The 18442-nt window shown below is 63.6% G+C and carries 21 protein-coding genes; 14 read left to right on the forward strand and 7 right to left on the reverse strand.

What is annotated here, in order from left to right; all coding sequences use genetic code 11:
- Positions 1-530: BMP family protein (locus tag EOD15_RS10325; protein WP_127408462.1), on the forward strand; the 530-nt coding region annotated here is incomplete at its 5' end.
- Between the two features lie 115 nt (positions 531-645).
- Positions 646-1107: a GNAT family N-acetyltransferase gene (locus EOD15_RS10330; RefSeq protein ID WP_127322633.1), complete on the forward strand. Its 462-nt coding sequence runs from the start codon at positions 646-648 to the stop codon at positions 1105-1107.
- Here EOD15_RS10330 and EOD15_RS10335 read toward each other — a convergent pair.
- Together EOD15_RS10335 and EOD15_RS10340 are read right to left on the reverse strand one after the other, a co-directional pair.
- Positions 1102-1509, reverse strand: coding sequence for a hypothetical protein (locus EOD15_RS10335; protein WP_127322635.1), 408 nt, complete (start codon positions 1507-1509; stop codon positions 1102-1104). The genes EOD15_RS10330 and EOD15_RS10335 overlap by 6 nt on opposite strands.
- Positions 1510-1531: 22 nt before the next feature.
- Positions 1532-1738, reverse strand: a complete 207-nt coding sequence (locus EOD15_RS10340; protein ID WP_174800349.1) for a SlyX family protein — start codon at positions 1736-1738, stop codon at positions 1532-1534.
- A gap of 229 nt (positions 1739-1967) precedes the next feature.
- Between EOD15_RS10340 and EOD15_RS10345 the strand changes: the two genes are divergently transcribed.
- Genes EOD15_RS10345 through deoA form a run of 6 tightly spaced genes read left to right on the forward strand, consistent with a single transcriptional unit; the run spans position 1968 to position 8217 of the window.
- Complete coding sequence (locus tag EOD15_RS10345; protein WP_127408463.1) at positions 1968-3500, forward strand: ABC transporter ATP-binding protein; 1533 nt, start codon at positions 1968-1970, stop codon at positions 3498-3500.
- Positions 3497-4636: an ABC transporter permease gene (locus EOD15_RS10350; protein WP_127323002.1), complete on the forward strand. Its 1140-nt coding sequence runs from the start codon at positions 3497-3499 to the stop codon at positions 4634-4636. Before EOD15_RS10345 ends, EOD15_RS10350 begins: the two co-directional genes overlap by 4 nt.
- Position 4637: 1 nt before the next feature.
- Positions 4638-5609, forward strand: a complete 972-nt coding sequence (locus EOD15_RS10355; RefSeq protein WP_127323003.1) for an ABC transporter permease — start codon at positions 4638-4640, stop codon at positions 5607-5609.
- Positions 5610-5665: 56 nt separating this feature from the next.
- Positions 5666-6058, forward strand: a complete 393-nt coding sequence (gene cdd / locus EOD15_RS10360; RefSeq protein WP_023812575.1) for a cytidine deaminase — start codon at positions 5666-5668, stop codon at positions 6056-6058.
- A gap of 30 nt (positions 6059-6088) precedes the next feature.
- Positions 6089-6898 carry a purine-nucleoside phosphorylase gene (locus tag EOD15_RS10365; protein ID WP_127321467.1) on the forward strand — a complete coding sequence of 270 codons (810 nt, stop codon included), beginning with the start codon at positions 6089-6091 and terminating at the stop codon, positions 6896-6898.
- On the forward strand, positions 6898-8217 hold the full coding sequence (gene deoA / locus EOD15_RS10370; RefSeq protein WP_127321468.1) for a thymidine phosphorylase: 1320 nt from the start codon (positions 6898-6900) through the stop codon (positions 8215-8217). The genes EOD15_RS10365 and deoA overlap by 1 nt, the downstream gene beginning before the upstream one ends.
- Positions 8218-8301: 84 nt before the next feature.
- Here deoA and EOD15_RS10375 read toward each other — a convergent pair whose 3' ends face one another.
- From EOD15_RS10375 to EOD15_RS10385, 3 genes are all read right to left on the reverse strand, one after another.
- A complete protein-coding gene (locus EOD15_RS10375; protein ID WP_127321469.1) occupies positions 8302-8865 on the reverse strand; it encodes a TIGR02281 family clan AA aspartic protease in 564 nt (187 codons plus the stop codon).
- Between the two features lie 217 nt (positions 8866-9082).
- Positions 9083-9712, reverse strand: a complete 630-nt coding sequence (upp, locus tag EOD15_RS10380) for a uracil phosphoribosyltransferase (RefSeq protein ID WP_127266929.1) — start codon at positions 9710-9712, stop codon at positions 9083-9085.
- Between the two features lie 146 nt (positions 9713-9858).
- Positions 9859-10833, reverse strand: coding sequence for an adenosine deaminase (locus EOD15_RS10385; protein ID WP_127266930.1), 975 nt, complete (start codon positions 10831-10833; stop codon positions 9859-9861).
- A gap of 134 nt (positions 10834-10967) precedes the next feature.
- On the opposite strand from EOD15_RS10385, the gene ubiE reads away from it, so the two are divergent.
- The 6 genes from ubiE to coaBC all read left to right on the forward strand — a co-directional run bounded on the left by ubiE (position 10968) and on the right by coaBC (position 15592).
- Positions 10968-11744: a bifunctional demethylmenaquinone methyltransferase/2-methoxy-6-polyprenyl-1,4-benzoquinol methylase UbiE gene (gene ubiE, locus EOD15_RS10390; protein ID WP_127266931.1), complete on the forward strand. Its 777-nt coding sequence runs from the start codon at positions 10968-10970 to the stop codon at positions 11742-11744.
- A gap of 70 nt (positions 11745-11814) precedes the next feature.
- The gene (gene ubiB / locus EOD15_RS10395; protein ID WP_127379938.1) at positions 11815-13389 is read left to right on the forward strand and encodes a 2-polyprenylphenol 6-hydroxylase; all 1575 of its coding nucleotides are present in this window, start codon (positions 11815-11817) and stop codon (positions 13387-13389) included.
- 74 nt (positions 13390-13463) lie between these two features.
- Complete coding sequence (locus EOD15_RS10400; protein ID WP_127322814.1) at positions 13464-13673, forward strand: hypothetical protein; 210 nt, start codon at positions 13464-13466, stop codon at positions 13671-13673.
- 2 nt (positions 13674-13675) lie between these two features.
- The gene (locus EOD15_RS10405; RefSeq protein ID WP_127270486.1) at positions 13676-13930 is read left to right on the forward strand and encodes a hypothetical protein; all 255 of its coding nucleotides are present in this window, start codon (positions 13676-13678) and stop codon (positions 13928-13930) included.
- A 2-nt stretch (positions 13931-13932) separates the two neighbouring features.
- Entirely contained in the window at positions 13933-14334 is a 402-nt protein-coding gene (locus tag EOD15_RS10410) for a type II toxin-antitoxin system VapC family toxin (protein ID WP_127270488.1), read from the forward strand.
- Positions 14335-14359: 25 nt separating this feature from the next.
- Positions 14360-15592 (forward strand): bifunctional phosphopantothenoylcysteine decarboxylase/phosphopantothenate--cysteine ligase CoaBC, encoded by a 1233-nt coding sequence (gene coaBC, locus EOD15_RS10415; RefSeq protein ID WP_127322815.1) that lies wholly within the window; start codon positions 14360-14362, stop codon positions 15590-15592.
- Between the two features lie 87 nt (positions 15593-15679).
- Here coaBC and EOD15_RS10420 read toward each other — a convergent pair whose 3' ends face one another.
- Both EOD15_RS10420 and EOD15_RS10425 read right to left on the reverse strand, forming a co-directional pair.
- Positions 15680-16258 (reverse strand): invasion associated locus B family protein, encoded by a 579-nt coding sequence (locus EOD15_RS10420; RefSeq protein ID WP_127379941.1) that lies wholly within the window; start codon positions 16256-16258, stop codon positions 15680-15682.
- 35 nt (positions 16259-16293) lie between these two features.
- A partial coding sequence (locus tag EOD15_RS10425; protein ID WP_148129520.1) for an autotransporter outer membrane beta-barrel domain-containing protein occupies positions 16294-18442 on the reverse strand: 2149 nt, incomplete at its 5' end.

Consider the following 18442-nt stretch of genomic DNA (forward strand, 5'->3'; position numbering starts at 1 on the left):
TCCCGCTGATCCGCAAGTTCGAATGCGGCTATGTCGGCGGCGCCAAGTCGGCGGGTGCGACTGATGTCATCCAGAACATGACCGGCGACACGCCGGCTGCCTGGAACGATCCGGCCAAGGGCGGCGAGATCGCCAAGACGCAGATCGACCAGGGCTCCGACGTGATCTACGCCGCGGCAGGCGGCACCGGCGTCGGCGTGCTGCAGGCGGCGGCAGATGCCGGCAAGCTCGGCATCGGCGTCGATTCCAACCAGAACGGCCTGCAGCCGGGCAAGGTGCTGACCTCGATGCTGAAGCGCGTCGACGTCGCCGTCTACACCGCCTTCATGGACGGCAAGAACGGCACCTTCAAGGGCGGAGTCGAGAATCTGGGCCTCAAGGAAGGCGGCGTCGACTACGCCATGGACGACAACAACAAGGCGCTGGTGACGGACGAGATGAAGGCGGCCGTCGAAAAGGCCAAGGCCGACATCATTGCCGGCAAGGTCGAAGTGCACGACTATACGGCTGACAACGCTTGCCCCTATTGAGCGGCACGAACACACAGACATGATCTGCAAACCGCCGGGCGCCAGCCCGGCGGTTTTGTCTTTACCGGATCGAGCGAAACGTTCGCTCCGTGCCGGCCACCGTTTCGGGACACAGATGCAGCCAAAGATCGCACCCATGGGCGAGCACGACGTAGCAGCGGTAGCCCAGCTGCGCCTGGCCACGTTTTTCGAGGGAACCGGAAGAACGCTCGGGGAAGATGCGGCAGGGCTTCGTGGCTTGATCGCCGGTGACGGCTTCGAGGCGGCATTCGTTGCCCGGATCGGCGACACCCCGGTCGGGACATGCCTGCTGGTCCGCCACGAGCTGGAGCCCGTACATGATCTGACGCCATGGCTGGCCGGGTTGGTCGTCGATGCAAGGTATCGACGCCGAGGCATCGCCACCGCGCTGGTCAAGGCAACGGAAGCCCATGCGGCGTCACGGGGCGTCGAGATGCTCCATCTCTACACATGGGATGCGCGTGATTTCTACGCGGCTCTCGGCTGGGATACCGTTGAGATATGCGGCTCGGACGGCGAGAAGATGGCGCTGATGTCGCGCCGGCCTCGCCTATAGCAGCTTCGCGACGAGACAGCCCAGCGCGAACGCCACCATCAGCCCGGCGGCAACGACAACTCCGCGCCGGCCGCCAAGCGCGTGCACGCCAATGCCGTATGGTGGCCGGGACAGGCTTCGGATCACCGTGCGCGGTTTGACCTCATTGCCGCCGAGCTCGACGCTGCGCATCTGAGGTAACTCGGCTAGGCGTTGGGTAACCAGTTCCCAATGCCTGCCAGGCAGCAGGCCGCGTTTTCCGTAACGGTCGAAGAAATACATCTGCTCGGCAAGTCGCGCGACCGCGTCGCGGAAGGCGGGATCGACCTCCAGGTCACGTTCGGCCCGTTCGCGGTCTTTGTCGTTCATAAGACCGAGCACATATTCGCCGGCCCGCGCGATGCGATCGCTTTCACTGACCAAGGCGTGCACCTTCCCTTTTTCCTCACCAGTGCGGTGGCTTGGTTACCGGCACTTCATCTCCTGTCTGCTCCTCCAGCGCCAGGAAGCGATCCGTCAGCGCGTCGAGCTTGCGCTGCATGCGCTCGATCACCTTCCACTGCTCGGCGATCTGGCCGGACAGTTCCTCGATGGTCTTCTCCTGCTCGGCGGCGCGTATTTCCAGCGTCGTCAGCCGGTCGGCGGGCGTGATCATGTGAATTCCCCAGTCTCACCGCGATGTCGTTCACCGCGATGTCTTGCGCCGCGATGCGAATTTCGGCGCCGTCATACTAGCGAATGTGAAGGCCCCGGCCACGTTGCAAATTGACAAGCGCACCGGGATTTGTCGAGAGTGAACCGGCTCCGGCAATTGGCACGGGCGGAGCGTCATGCTAGGCGTTTTGACCAAGCGATAAAAAAATAAGAGTGGGACAGGCTGCATGGCGCAAGCCGCAATCGAGTTGATCGGCATCAACAAGAGTTTTGGTGCGGTGCGCGCCAACCGGGACATCAACCTTGAGATCGGTCGCGGCACGATCCACGGCATTGTCGGCGAGAACGGAGCTGGCAAATCGACGCTGATGTCGATCCTCTACGGCTTCTACCAGGCCGACAGCGGCGAGATCCGCGTTGGCGGCCAGCCGGCCTCGATCAAGACCCCCAATGACGCCATCGCGCTCGGCATCGGCATGGTGCATCAGCACTTCATGCTGGTCGACAATTTCACGGTGCTGGATAACGTCATCCTCGGCGCCGAAAGCGATGCGCTCTTAAAGAAGAGCATCGCCAAGGCGCGCTCCGAACTGGAGCGGCTGGAGCGTGAATACGGGCTGGAAGTCGATCCCGATGCAATCATCGAGGAACTGCCGGTCGGCCTGCAGCAGCGGGTGGAGATCCTGAAGGCGCTCTATCGCGGCGCCGAGATCCTGATCCTCGACGAGCCGACGGGCGTGCTGACGCCGGCCGAGGCCGACCACCTGTTCCGCATCCTCGGGCAATTGAAAGACCAGGGCAAGACGGTGGTGCTGATCACCCACAAATTGCGCGAGATCATGGCCATCACCGACACCGTGTCGGTGATGCGCCAGGGCACGATGGTGGCGACGCGCGAAACCAGGAAGACGACTGTCGAGGAACTGGCCGAGTTGATGGTCGGGCGGCGCGTGCTCTTGCGGGTCGAGAAGGGCGAGGCCGAGGCCGGCGCCGTCAAGCTCGCGGTCAAGAACCTGACGGTGAAGGATACGCGCGGCGTCACCATGGTCGACGACATCTCCTTCGATATCAGGGCGGGCGAGATCGTCGGCATCGCCGGTGTCGCCGGCAACGGACAATCCGAACTGCTCGAGGCGATTTCCGGCATCAGGCGTGCGGTGTCCGGCTCGGTTATGCTCGACGGCAAGCCGATCGACCTGACCGGCGCCGCCGACCCCGGCGAACTGCGCGACCGCGGCCTGGCGCATGTGCCGGAGGACCGCCATCACGTCGGCTTGGTGCTGGCCTTCGAGGAGAACGAGAATTCCATCCTCGGCTATCACGATGATCCCCGCTATTTGAAGGGGCCGTTCCTCAACATCGATGCCATCCGCAACGATGCCAGGGACAAGATCGCCAAATACGATATCCGGCCGGCCGACTGCCGGCTGAAGACCGCCAATTTCTCCGGCGGCAACCAGCAGAAGATCGTGCTGGCGCGGGAGATGGAACAGGACCCTGGTGTTCTGATCGTTGGCCAGCCGACACGCGGCGTCGATGTCGGCGCCATCGAATTCATCCACAAGCGCCTGATCGCCATGCGCGACCAGGGCAAGGCGGTGCTGGTGGTGTCGGTCGAGCTGGACGAGATCCGTTCGCTGTCCGACCGTATCCTGGTGATGTTTGCCGGCCGCATCGTCGGCGAGCGCGGTCCCGAAGCGACCGAGGGCGAGCTCGGCCTGCTGATGGCCGGCATCGAGCACCAGGAGGCAGCACTTTGAGCGCGCCTTACGCCAAACTGCCGGCCTGGGCCGACTATGGCCTGATCCCGCTGATCAATCTGTTCGTCGCCTTCGTCGTCGCCGGCTTCGTCGTGCTTCTGGTCGGCGAGAATCCGTTGCGCGCAGCCGTCATCCTGGTCGAAGGCGCCTTCGGCAAAGGCACCGGCATCGCCTTCACCCTCTTTTATGCCACCACCTTCATCTTCACCGGGCTTTCGGTGGCGGTGGCCGCGCATTGCGGCCTGTTCAACATCGGCACCGAGGGGCAGGCCTACATCGCCGGCCTCGGCATCGCCATCGTCTGCCTGAGCTTCGACAGCACACTGCCATGGTGGCTGACCTTCCCGCTGGCGATCATTGCTGCGGCGACGGTCGGCGCATTGTGGGCGCTCATCCCGGCCTATCTGCAGGCCAAGCGTGGCTCGCACATCGTCATCACCACCATCATGTTCAACTTCATCGCCGCCTCGACCATGGTTTACCTGCTGGTCGGCCCGTTGAAGCCAGCCGCCTCGCAAGCGCCGCAGACGCGTAACTTCCTCGCCGGGGCGGAATTGCCCAAGCTCAACTGGATCATCGAGCTGTTCGGCGCCAAGATCCGTTCGGCGCCGCTCAATGTCACCTTCCTGCTGGCGCTGGTCATGGCCTTCCTGGTCTGGCTGCTGATCTGGCGCACCAAGCTCGGCTATGAAATGCGCACCTACGGTCACAGCCCGAAAGCGGCACGCTATGCCGGCATTTCCGAAACCCGCATCATCATCACCGCCATGATGATCTCGGGCGGGCTGGCCGGCATGATGGCGCTCAATCCGGTGATGGGCGATCAGCACAATGTCGCCATCGACTTCGTTTCCGGCGCCGGCTTCGTCGGCATCGCCGTGGCGCTGATGGGCCGCCTGCACCCTGTCGGCATCGTGCTGGCGGCGATCCTGTTCGGCATGCTCTACCAGGGCGGCGCCGAACTCGCCTTCGAGATGCCGGCAATCAGCCGCGACATGATCGTCATCATTCAAGGCCTGGTGATCCTGTTTGCCGGTGCCCTCGAGCACATGTTCCGGCCCTACATCCAGGCGCTGTTCGCCTCGTTCAGTCCGCGATCGGTGGGCATGGAAGCGGTCAAGGGGAAAGGTGCCTGAGATGGATGTGTTCAACGCGATCATCCAGACACTGGACTCCACCATCCGCCTTTCGGTGCCGCTGCTGCTTGCCTGCCTCGCCGGCCTCTATTCGGAACGCGCCGGCATCTTCGACATCGGTCTCGAAGGCAAGATGCTGGTCGGCGCCTTCGCCGGTGCGGCCGCCGCTTCCGTGTTCCATTCGGCCTTTCTCGGCCTCGGCATGGCGATCCTGATCTCGGTCGCCTTTGCCATGATCCACGGTTTTGCCTCGATCACCCATCGCGGCAACCAGATCGTCTCCGGCGTGGCGATCAATTTCATCGCCGCCGGCTCGACCATCATCCTCGGCCAGGCCTGGTTCCAGCAGGGCGGGCGCACGCCGGCGCTGCAACCGGGCGAGCGCTTCGAGGCCATCACCTTGCCGGGCGCCGAGGCCATCCGCGGCGTTCCGATCATCGGACCGATCTATGCCGAGCTCCTGTCGGGCCACTCGATCCTGGTCTATCTTGCCTTCCTGATGGTGCCGTTCACCTGGTGGGTGCTGTTTCGCACCCGTTTTGGCCTCAGGCTGCGCGCCGTAGGCGAGAACCCGGCCGCCGTCGATACTGCCGGCATATCGGTCGCCTGGCTGCGCTACAGGGCGCTGATCTGCACCGGCATCCTCACCGGCATTGCCGGCGCCTACCTGTCGATGGTGCAAAATGGCGGCTTCGTGAAGGACATGACCGCCGGCAAGGGCTATATCGCGCTGGCAGCCCTGATCTTTGCCAAGTGGAAGCCGGTCAACGCCATGTTCGCCTGCCTTCTGTTCGGCTTCCTGGACGCAGCGTCGATACGCCTGCAGGGATCACCGCTGCCCATCATCGGCAGGGTGCCGGCGCAGTTCATGCAGGCGCTGCCCTACATCCTCACCGTCATCCTGCTCGCCGGCTTCATCGGCAAGGCAATCCCGCCACGCGCCGGCGGCGTACCTTATGTCAAGGAACGTTGAGCGGCAGGTCGGCTTTGCGCCGGGTTTTGAACACGATCATCGGAGAGAACACCTGAATGTCGCATGATCTGTTCGAGGCCGCCAAGGCCGCCATGGCCAGGGCCTACGCGCCCTATTCTAAGTTTCCGGTCGGCGCTGCCTTGCGCACCGAGGACGGGCGCGTCTTTACCGGCGCCAACATCGAAGTCGCCTCCTATCCGGAAGGCTGGTGCGCCGAGACCACGGCGCTCGGCCACTACATCATGGGCGGCGGCGGCAAGATCGTGGAAATCGCCGTCATCGCCGAACGCATGGCGAAATGCTCGCCTTGCGGCGGCTGCCGGCAGCGGCTGGCCGAATTCTGCCGGCCGGAAACAAAGCTCTATCTCTGCGACAATGCAGGTGTGGCCGAGACCGTGACCATGGGCGACATGCTGCCTTACGGCTTCCGCGGCGATATTTTGAAATGAACAACGGGCTCAAATGAACAGCTGGCAGCGATGACGGAAAAAGCCCTGGATCATCTCGTCGAAAGGCTGGACGGCTTGGCGCCCGCCACGGCACTGGTGCTCGGTTCGGGCCTCGGCGGTCTGGTCGACCAGATCGAGGGCCCGATCCGCATCTCCTATGCCGACCTGCCGGGTTTTCCCAGAAGCGGTGTCACCGGACATGCCGGCGAGGTGGTGGCGGGGCTGTTTGCCGGCGCGCCGGTGCTGATGCTGTCGGGCCGCGCCCATTACTACGAGCACGGCGTTGCCGCGGCGATGCGGCCGGTGCTGGAAGTGCTTGCCGGCATCGGCGTCACGAAACTGATCCTCACCAATGCCGCCGGTTCGGTCGATCCGGACATGCCCCCGGGCTCGGTGATGCTGATATCGGACCACATCAATTTCTCGGGCACCAATCCGCTGATCGGCGAACCAAGCGACCGGCGTTTCGTCGGCCTGACCGAAGCCTATGATGCCGGCATCCGCCAGGCCATCGAGCGGGCGGCAAATGCGACCGGCACCACCCTGCACAAGGGCGTCTATATGTGGTTCTCCGGCCCATGCTTCGAAACGCCGGCCGAGATCCGCATGGCGCGCATCATGGGCGCCAATGCGGTCGGCATGTCGACCGTACCGGAGGTCATTCTCGCCCGCTTCCTAGGACTGCGCGTCGCCGCCTGTTCGGTCATCACCAATTTGGCGGCCGGCATGACCGGGGCCGAGCTATCGCACCAGGAGACCAAGGACATGGCACCGGTCGGCGGCGCGCGGCTGGCGACGATCCTGCAGCGCGTGTTCCACGACGGACTGCTGGAGACCTGATGCTTCCCCAGGAAATCATCCGCCGCAAGCGCGATGGCCTCAGGCTGTCGGAAGAGGAGATCGCCGGCTTCGTCGCGGGCGTGACGTCGGGCGCCGTCACCGATGGCCAGGCCGGCGCCTTCGCCATGGCGGTATTCTTCAACGGCATGAACCGCGACGAGGCCGTGGCGCTCACGCTGGCGATGCGCGATTCCGGCGACGTGCTCGACTGGTCGGACCTGCCCGGCCCGGTCACCGACAAGCATTCGACCGGCGGCGTCGGCGACAATGTCTCGCTGATGCTGGCGCCGATCGTCGCCGCCTGCGGCGCCTATGTACCGATGATCTCGGGCCGCGGCCTTGGCCACACCGGCGGCACGCTGGACAAGATGGATGCCATCCCCGGCTACATCAGCCAGCCCGACGTCGCGCTGTTTCGCAAGGCGGTGCTCGAAACCGGCTGCGCCATCATCGGCCAGACCGCCGACCTCGCCCCAGCCGATCGGCGGCTCTATGCGATCCGCGACGTCTCCGGCACGGTCGAATCGGTGCCGCTGATCACCGCTTCGATCCTGTCGAAGAAGCTGGCGGCCGGGCTGCAATCGCTGGTGCTCGACGTCAAGGTCGGCAACGGCGCCTTCATGGAAAAATCGCGCGACGCCACCGCACTCGCCAACAGCCTGGTTGAGATCGCCAACGGCGCCGGACTAAAGGCTTCGGCGTTGATCACCGGCATGAACGAGCCCTTGGCGTCGGCCGCCGGCAACGCCGTCGAGGTGCGCAACGCCGTTGATTTCCTCGCCGGCCGGTATCGTGACCGTCGGCTCGAGGACGTGACGCTGGCGCTGGCCGCCGAAATGCTGCAGTCGGCCGGGCTGGTGTCGTCCAACCAGGATGGCATGCGGCGCGCCACCGAGACACTCGCCAGCGGCCGCGCCGCCGCCACCTTCGCACGCATGGTGGCCGCGCTTGGCGGCCCCGCCGATTTCATCGAGAAACCGGAAAAGTATCTGCCGGCGGCGGCGATCGAATTTGCCGTCAAGGCGACCGCAAACGGCTTCGTCACCGGCATCGCCACCCGCGATATCGGGCTCGCCGTGGTCGGCCTGGGAGGTGGGCGCACGCGGCCGGACGACAAGATCGACCCCGCGGTCGGCATCACCAGGCTGTTGCCGGTCGGTGCGGAGGTTGGGATCGGCGAGCCGCTGGCGCTGATCCATGCCCGCTCATCGGCCGATGCCGAGGCCGCCGCGGCTACCGTGCTTTCGGCCTATACGGTCGGCGCCTCGAAGCCGCCCGCCGACAAGTCGGTCATCCGGCGGATTCTGCCGCGCGGCTGAAGCAATTCCAGGAAAAGTGTGGACCGGTTTTCCCGGGATTAGCGCATAGCGCTTTCCCTTGGAAATTGCGGAAAACGAATAGCCTTACTGGACGAGCAGCAGCGTGCCGTTCTCGACCTGGTATTTGTCGAGCCGGTTGAGAAAGCTCATGCCGATCAGATTGGTGCGCAGCGCCCTGTCGTCGAGCACGATGGTCTGGACGTCATTGACCGTGATGTTGCCGATCTGCAGGCGGTCGATCATGGCCACGGCCGCCTTGATGGTGCCGTTGGCCGTGTTGACCTCGTGGCTGAAGTCCGAAGCATTCAGCGACAAGCCGATTCGGCGTGCCGTCGACATGTTGATGGCGACCAATGTCGCGCCGGTGTCGATCATGCCGTCGACCTGGCGCCCGTTGAGCTTGAAAGCCGATGAGAAATGTCCGCGCTCGTCTGCCGCGACGATCACCTTGCGGCCCATCGGCAGCGGTGCCGCGGGCTTGTTGGGCACCGATGCCAGATTGACGTCTGGTTGGGCTTCGACCGCTTGTTTGCCCGGCACCGCCGACCTCAGCAGGTTTTCGACGAGTTGCGGATTGGACTGGTACACAATCGGTATCGATGCCGATGAACCGGCGAAAACGGCGAGGATCAGAAGTTTGCGCAGCATGGATCGGCCTCGCCGCATGACCCCGGAAATCGGGATCGATTTCGGAAAGGCTCACGCGCAAATCAAAATGCTACAGCGTCCTTTGCGCGTCCGAAATGGACGCGCGGCGCCGTAGTGACAGCCGATCGTTAGACCCGGATGGTGTTTGCCGCTTTAACGCGCGCCAAAACCGCGCCTTTGCGTAAACATTTGGTAAATCGTACCAGGTTGCCTGGTATTACTTGGTCCCGTACATGCGGTCGCCGGCGTCGCCGAGGCCGGGCATGATGTAGCCCTTCTCGTTGAGCTGGCGGTCGATCGAAGCGGTGAAGACGGGAACGTCCGGATGCGCCTTGAGAAAGCGTTCGATGCCTTCGGGCGCCGCCAGCAGGCAAAGGAAACGGATGTTGGTGGCGCCGCGCTCTTTCAGCTTGTCGATCGCCGCGATCGCCGAATTGGCGGTGGCCAGCATCGGATCGACGACGATCACCAGCCGGTCGGCGAGATCGCTCGGCGCCTTGAAGAAATATTCGACCGCTTCCAGCGTTTCGTGATCGCGGTAGAGACCGACATGGGCGACGCGGGCCGCCGGAACCAGGTCGAGCAGGCCTTCCAGCAAGCCGTTGCCGGCGCGCAGCACGGAGGCAAAGACCAGCTTCTTGCCCTCAAGCGTCGGCGCTTCCATGGTTTCCATCGGCGTCTCGATGGTCGTCGTCGTCAGTTCGAGGTTGCGGGTGACCTCGTATCCGAGCAGCAGCGAGATTTCGCGCAGCAGCCGGCGGAAGCCGGCCGTCGAGGTTTCCTTCTTGCGCATGATGGTCAGCTTGTGCTGGACAAGCGGGTGGTCGACGACGGTGACGCCCTGCATGGTGTTCTCCTGATGCCTGCGCCCGAAAATGCGCGCATGGCCCTTTCGGACGCGCCGCGCTTCAAGCTGCCTGAGCGAACCCTAGCGGCAATGCGCCGGTCAAGGAACCGCTTGGCCCGCACCGACCACAGCTTTGTCGGCGGAAATCAGCGTGCCGCGCTGTTCAACCGGGCAAGAAGCGCGGTCTTCGTCTTTCTATCGACGAAAGCGGCTTCGATGGCGGTGCGGGTGACGGCGGCCAGCGCCTTTTCGTTCATCGAGAAATGCTCGGCGGCAATGTCGTATTCCCGCTTCAGCGAGGTCCAGAAATAGGGCGGATCGTCGGAATTGAGCGTCACCTTGCAGCCGGCCGCCTGCAGGGCCGGAAACGGATGATCGGCGAAACTGTCGAACACCTTGAGCGCGATGTTGGAACCGGGGCAGCATTCCAGCACGACGCCCTCGTCGGCGATGCGCCGGACGAGGTCCGGGTTCTCGATGGCGCGCACGCCATGGCCGATGCGGGACGGACGGATATGATCGAGCGCCGCCTGGACGGTCTCCCAGCCCGTCAATTCGCCGGCGTGGATGGTGATGCCGAGCCCGGCCTCGCGGGCGATCTCGAAAGCCCTGACATAGTCCTCCATATCGCCGATGCGCTCATCGCCGGCGACACCGAAACCGGTGACCAGCGGATGCCCGCAGCGCGCTGCGAAGCGCGCCGCCTGCTCGATCGACTCGACGCCGACATGGCGCACGCCGGTGACGATCATGCGGCCCTCGATGCCGGTCTTGGCCTTGGCGCGGGCCATGCCTTCGCCGAGCGCATCGGTATAGGCCTTGGGCGACAGGCCGGCCTTTTTCGCGTGGTCCGGCGAGGTGAACACCTCGGAATAGATGGCGCCATCGCGAGCGAGACTGGTCAGATAATGGTCGGCCAGCCGCGCATAGTCCTCCTCGGTCCGGAACAGATCGGCGGAAAAATCATAAGCCGCCAGGAAGGAGGTGAAGTCATGCCAGACGAAGGAACCGTTCTGGATATAGGGCGAGGTGTCCTTGCCGTATTTCTGCGCCTGGCGGATGACGAGTTCGGGCGCCGCTGCCCCTTCGATGTGGCAGTGCAGTTCCGCTTTCAAAGGCATTCAACCATCCCGTCGGTCCGTCCAGGTCTCGAAAACCCGCCACCTGGAAGCGCGGCTGAACACCGCGCCTTAAACAATAGCGCCCGCACCATCGATCGGCTATGGTCCCGCCGGTTTTATGACGGATCAAAAAAATGTCAGTTGAGAGAACCACGGCCGCGGGCGGCATGGAAACCTCCTATGGTTTCAAGCGTGTAGGGGCTGGCGACAAGCAGTCCCTGGTCAACGATGTTTTCCACAAGGTCGCCAACCGCTACGACCTGATGAACGATCTGATGTCGGCCGGCCTGCACCGGCTGTGGAAGGACGCCATGGTCACCTGGCTCAATCCTCCCAAAAGGATCGGCTGGCGCGTGCTGGACGTTGCCGGCGGCACCGGCGACATCGCCTTCCGCATCGTCGATGCCAGCCACGGCAATGCCCATGCCACCGTGCTCGACATCAATGGCTCGATGCTGGCCGTCGGCCGCGACCGGGCCGAAAAGAAGGGCCTGTCCGGCAACACCGATTTCGTCGAGGCCAATGCCGAGGAACTGCCCTTTGCCGATGCCACATTCGACGCTTACACCATCGCTTTCGGCATCCGCAACGTGCCGCGCATCGAGGTGGCCTTGGGCGAAGCGTTTCGCGTGCTGAAGCCCGGCGGGCGCTTCCTGTGCCTGGAGTTTTCCGAGGTCGAGATGCCGCTTCTCGACAAGGCCTACGAAGCCTGGTCGTTCAACGCCATTCCAAAGATCGGCAAGATGGTCACTGGCGACGGCGAACCCTATTCCTATCTGGTCGAATCGATCGCCAGGTTTCCCAATCAGCAGAATTTCGCGACGATGATTTCCCGCGCCGGCTTCGACCGCGTTTCCTTCCGCAACTACTCCGGCGGTATTGCAGCACTTCATTCGGGCTGGAAGCTTTGAGGCCGGGCCGCATTTCTCACAACCGACGCGTGCTATGCCGGTTCAAAGAGCCGGCAGGATTGGCGCTGCCATGAGCAATGTCAGTGCAGGATTCCGGCTCGTAAGGGCCGGCTGGGTGCTGGTCCGCGAGGGTGTCGTCGCCGCTCTGCCGGGTGAGGAACTGTCCGGCCTGCCGAAGTTCGGATGGCGGATGGCGCGGCTGTTCACCCGCCGCCGCGCGCTGGCCTATGAGCGCAGCGACCGGCTGGCCAAGGCGGTCGTCCGGCTCGGTCCATCTTATGTAAAGCTCGGCCAGTTCCTGGCGACACGGCCCGACGTCGTCGGCAACGACATGGCGCTCGATCTCGCCACGTTGCAGGACAAGATGCACACCTTCCCCAGGGCCGAGGCCATCGCGGCGGTCGAGGCTTCGCTCGGGCGCAAGGTCGGCGATCTCTATACGCAATTCGGCGACCCGGTCGCCGCCGCCTCCATCGCCCAGGTCCATGCCGCCGACGCTCTCCATGACGGCATTGCCACCAAGGTGGCAGTCAAGGTGATCCGTCCCGGCGTGCGCCGCCGCTTCTTCCAGGATCTCGAAAGCTATTTCCTCGCCGCTCGCCTGCAGGAGAAATACATCCCCTCGTCCCGCCGGCTGCGGCCGGTCGAGGTCACCCAGACGCTGGCGCAGACCACCAAGATCGAGATGGATCTTCGCCTCGAGGCGGCGGCTCTCTCGGAGCTCGGCGAAAGCACCAGGGATGACCCCGGCTTTCGCGTGCCGTCCGTCGACTGGGAGCGCACCGGCCGCGACGTCTTGACCATGGAGTGGGTCGACGGCGTCAAGATGAACGACATTGCCGGCCTGGAGGCCGCCGGCCACGATCTGAAGGCGATCGCAGCCAACCTCATCCAGTCGTTCCTGCGCCACACCCTGCGCGACGGCTTCTTCCATGCCGACATGCATCCGGGCAATTTGTTCGTCGAGGCAAACGGCACCATCGTTGCCGTCGATCTCGGCATTGCCGGCAGGCTCGGCAAGAAGGAGCGCCGCTTCCTCGCCGAAATTCTCTACGGCTTCATCACGCGCGACTATCTGCGTGTCGCCGAGGTCCATTTCGAGGCCGGCTATGTGCCGCGCCAGCACAATGTCGCAGCCTTCGCGCAGGCGATCCGGGCGATCGGGGAGCCGATCCATGGCCAGCCGGCCGAGACCATCTCGATGGCCAAGCTTCTGACGCTGCTGTTCGAGGTCACCGAACTCTTCGACATGGCGACGCGGCCCGAATTGATCCTGTTGCAGAAGACCATGGTGGTGGTCGAGGGCGTGGCGCGCACGCTCGACCCGGCCTTCAACATGTGGAAGACGGCCGAGCCGGTGGTCGGCGACTGGATATCAGGCAATCTTGGGCCGCGTGGCATGATGATCGATGCGCGTGACGGCGCCCGGGCGCTGCTCACCCTGGCCCGCCAGATTCCCGAGCTTGCGGCGCGCACCGACCGGCTGTCGCGCGAGATCGACCTGATGGCCGAGCACGGCCTGCGCTTCGACGAGACCACCGCCGACGCCATCGGCAAGGCCGAGGCGCGCTACAGCCGCTCCGGCCGCTGGGCACTCTGGGTAATTGCGCTGACGCTGGTCTATATCGCCTGGAAGATCATCTGAGTGCAGGCAATGACAGCAATGCTGTCATTGCAGTCGGAAATCGAGATCGCTATATTCTACGTAGGAGTGTGCATATGGCGAGGATTACCGTCCGCAATCTGGAAGACCATGTCATGCGGCGGCTACGCGAGCGCGGCGCCGCGCGGGGCGTTTCCATGGAGCAGGAAGCGCGGGACGTGCTCGCCGCATCCGTTGGGCTGCCGACCACAAAAGGGTTCGACCGAACGGGTTCGGCATCTGGGGAAAAACCCAAGGATCAATCAATCGCAAGAATGCAGGAATAGCCATGGGCACCCTGACGATCCGCAATCTCGACGAGGATTTGAAGCAAAGGCTGCGCGAGCAGGCCGCCAGACATGGCGTGTCAATGGAGCAGGAGGCAAGAACCCTGTTGTTGAAGGATGTAGCGGCAGTCAACAAGCACGACGACGATGTCGTCACGGCAGAGGAAATCCTCGAATTCGGTCGACGATTGCGAAAAGTGGACTTCGATCAGAAAAAACTAACGGATGAGCTCTGGTCCTTCATCGAGGAGGACTGACTGTGGTGATCGACACCTCCGCGATTTTGGCCATCCTCAAGCAGGAGCCTGATGCACCGGTGATAGCCCAGCGCCTCGCCGGAAATCAGCTGATGTTTATGAGCGCCGCGACCCTGATGGAATGTGGCACGGTCGTCGTCGGACGTTATGGGGCGGCCGGCACAGCTGAGTTGAGAGGTCTTCTAGAAAGACTGAAAGTCACGATCGTCGCTCTCACTGCCGAACATGCTCAGGCCGGCATTGAAGCCTATGCCCTCTATGGCCGCGGCACTGGCCATCCCGCCAAACTCAACATGGGCGACTGTTTTTCCTACGCCCTCGCCAGGACGCGAAACCTGCCGCTACTTTTCAAGGGCAATGATTTCATCCATACCGATATCGAACCGGCGCTGAAGCCGGCATGACACTCGATAAGAACTGGTCTTGGGCATGAGCCTCTCCGGCAAGCGCATCCTGCTCATCATCGGCGGCGGCATCGCCGCCTACAAGGCGTTGGATCTCATCCGCCGGCTGCGCGAGCGCGGCGCCGCGGTTCGGGTGGTCATGACATCGGCCGCGCAGGAATTCATCACCACGCTGTCGGCCGGCGCGCTCTCCGCCGACCATGTCTTTACCGAACTGTTCGACCGCCAGGACGAGCACGATGTCGGCCACATCAGGTTGTCGCGAGAGGCCGATCTGCTGGTGGTGGCGCCCGCCACCGCCGACCTGATGGCCAAGCTCGCCAATGGCCACGCCAACGATCTGGCCTCCACCGTGCTCATCGCCACCGACAAGCCGGTGTTGATGGCGCCGGCCATGAACCCCAGAATGTGGGCGCATCCGGCCACCCGCCGCAACCGCGCGACACTGCAGAAAGACGGTGTCATCTTCGTCGGTCCGGCCAGGGGTGAGATGGCCGAAAGCAATGAAGCGGGCGAAGGCCGCATGGCCGAGCCGCTGGAGATCGTCGCCGCGATCGAGGCACTGCTCGACGTCGGCCCGAAGCCGCTGTCGGGGCGCAAGATTATCGTCACCTCCGGCCCGACCCATGAGCCGATCGACCCGGTGCGCTACATCGCCAACCGTTCGTCCGGCAAGCAGGGCCATGCCATAGCGGCAGCACTGGCCAGGCTCGGCGCCGATGTGCGCCTCGTCTCCGGCCCTGTCGGCATCGCCGATCCGGCTGGCGTGAAGACCATCCATGTCGAACGGGCGCAGGAGATGCGCGACGCGGTGGAACAGCTCCTGCCTGCCGACGCGGCGGTGTTCGTCGCCGCCGTTGCCGACTGGCGAACCGAGAATTCAGCCGGTGAGAAGATCAAGAAGGTCGCCGGCGAAGGGCCGCCGGTGCTGCGCATGGTCGAAAATCCCGACATTCTCGCCGGCGTCGGCCATCACAGCCAGCGACCCGGCCTGATTATCGGCTTCGCCGCCGAGACGCAGGATCTCCTGCGCAACGCCGAGGCCAAACTCAAGAAAAAAGGCGCCGATCTCATCGTCGCCAACGACGTGTCGCAGGGAAGCGGCGTCGGTTCTTCGGGCGTGATGGGCGGCGATCGCAACCGGGTGCGGATCGTGTCAAAGGCTGGCGTCGAGGAATGGCCGGAGATGAGCAAGGACGATGTGGCGGCACGGCTCGCCGCCTTGATCGCCGAAAGGCTTAAAACCATCATCGTTTGAACCGACGCAGAGACGTTCTGAGGCAGTGACGCACTGCCCTGCCGCGAGACGAAATTCAGGCAGCGCTTTAAGTCCTACGGCTCTACATCAATTGGTCAAAAGCTGCGCGGTCCGGGCAAGCGCGCCGGCGAAGCCGTTGAGCGGAATGGAAAAGTTCACCGCTTGTCCGGTATCTGCCGCGAAAGCGTCGATCTTCAGTGTGGTGCCTGATTTCAGCAGCGGCGTGACAGTCGCATCGAACACCACCGGCACCAGACAGCCGACGACCTGGCAGGTGTTGAACGCCAGGCTGCCGTCCAGCTTCTGATCGTCGATGGTCAGGCTGACCCCCTTGGCCAGCGCCAGGCCGAACGGCAACGCAAGCGTGCCCGTGGCATCCTCGCCGGTCTTGCTCGACAGCTCGATCGCCAGCAGCCGCTGATTGCTTTGCTTGTTGAATTGCTGATGCGACAGGCTGCAGGTCTTGGCCGTGCCCGATATCTGGCAATTGACCGTCCAGTCGCCGTGGGTTTCAGACAGTGCCGACGCGCCGCCGGGCAACTGCGGCGCATCCGCGGCAGCGGGTGCCGCGACCGCCTTGTCGCTCTTGGTTTGCGCCGCCACGGCCGCCACGCCGACGGTGCAGGCAACACCCAGCATCGCCACGAAATACGCGTACTTCCTCATCAAGATCCCTCCCGCCCGGCTCCGCCTCGGGCCAGCTAGAAACTGACCTTGAGAGACGCGCTGATCGCGTTCTGTTTAACCGTTTCGCCGAAGGCGCCATTATATCTGACGGACATGCCGACGCCATTGACGCCGTTCAGCTCAAGGCCGGCGCCGACCCGATAGAGCGGCGAATCGACGGCCTCCGTCAAGTGCAATGCGGGGTTGCCAGGCAGATTCCCCGCCGCCGCGAAGCGACCTTCGATTTCCCACTCCTTGTCGGAAAACTCCACGCCAGCCTTGCCGTAGACGCGAAGGCTGGCAATGTCGCTGAGTGCAATGTCGGTACCGATCTCGAAAGCCGGCGTCGCCGAATAATACATGTTGGCGCTGCCGTCGAAGTTGAAGGCGGCAACCGAGCCCACTTCCTTGCCGGAAACACGCAGCCAGCGCGCGTCGAACTGCAGGGTCGGCTGCAGGTAGAAAACACCCATCTCCTGCGTTATGCCGAGCCGCGCCGAACCGCCGAACTGGGCGGTTTTCTGCGTGTAGGTGACACTGTTGCCGATGCCAGGCAGCAATGCCTCCGGCAGATAATCGCCGATCAGCGTTTCGCCCGGAATGAAGGCCACCTGATCGAGATGCGTATCGCGCTCGCCCTTGAAGGAGCCGGTGCCGCCGCCGACTGCGAAGTCGATGAAGTAGTTCTTGTCGGCATATTTCGCCAGCGCATACGCCTGCCATGATTCGCCTGTCGTGGCCGACAGCAATTCGCCGTTGAAATCGATCTTCGAGTCGAATTCGGTCCGGCCTATCGTTGCGCCGAGCGACCAGTGCTGGCTGACCTCGCCAATGCCGCCAAGCGACATCGTCTTCATGACGTCGTCTCGGCTGGTGGTGCCGGCCCCAGCGTCGCGGCTGTACTCGGCTTGCGGACTGATCGACGCCCAGACACAGCGTCCGTCGGGATCCTTGTAGGCGGGAACGCCGGTGCATTCGCGCGCCGCCTCCAGCATGATGTCCGTGGAGCGGTTGATCATCTCGAATGTGTGCACGGCATAGTGCGGCGTCAGCCGCGTGAGGGCCGAGCCGAGCTCCATTTCATCGGGCAGGAAGCGCAGCATGTTGATCAACAGCGCCATCGGATTGTCTGGGCTCGATGAAGCCTCGACATCGTCGAGATACTGCGCCATCTGGAAGACGCCGGGATCGGTCGTGCCGGAGTTAGGATCCTGTGCCAACTCCAGGAAAGTCGGATTGTCGGCATAGAGAACCAGATCCGTTCCGCCGACCACCTTGGTCAGGAAATTAAAGCCGACCGCCGGATGCCGCGTCGTGGGCGTGATGCCGGACTCGGTCATCGCCGATCCGGTGGCCAGCACATATTCGGCGAACAATTTGTCGATCGACAGGAAATTCAACGGCGCCTCGCCATCGAAGTCGCCGGCCACCGTTAATGCCAGGGCATCCGTGATCTGGTTGTTGAGATCGACGTCGGTGACGAAGTCGCCGGAGAATATCTGGGTGAAGCCGCCGGTGACATCCACTTTGGCCACGACGCCGATGCCCTGATTGGTAAACAGCCCGTCATTGGTGAACTTGCCGCCGCCGAGATCGATGGTCTTGAGGCCGACCATCGAGGCGTCGGCGATATTGTGGAAGCTGTTCGTGCCGCCGCCGAGATCCATGTTGCCGATCACCCGTCCGAGCGTGTCGGCAATCTTCGAATTCTCCACATGGTCATCGCCCGATGTGCCGGTGATAGCCAGTGGGCTGAAATCGTCCAGAAGCGATTCCAGGATCGCATTCGTCGGCACGACGGGACCGGGCGCCAACAGGAAGGCTTGGAATGCCTGAAATTGCGACGCCTGGATGGTGAAACTCGGCGTTGCCCCCATCGCATAGAGCAGGCTGTGGTTGTTCAGCGTGTTGTCTGCGCCCCCGACAAGCATCGCCGCCACGCCGGTTCCGGCACCGCCGATCGTGTACTGGCCATTCAGGTTGATGGTGATGTTGCCCTTGGCGCCCTTGGCCGTGCTCTCGCCATAGACAGCCACGGAATCCGCACCTTGCGCGAACAGGCTGTCACCCGCCGTCAGATCGACCGCATGGGCATTGCCGTCGCCTGTCGCGCTCTGGCCGAACATCGCATACGAACTTGCGCCCTTGACCCAGACTTGGCTGTCCGTGCTAGCGGCCGACGCC

Source organism: Mesorhizobium sp. M7A.T.Ca.US.000.02.2.1, from assembly GCF_003996995.1.
Lineage (GTDB): Bacteria > Pseudomonadota > Alphaproteobacteria > Rhizobiales > Rhizobiaceae > Mesorhizobium.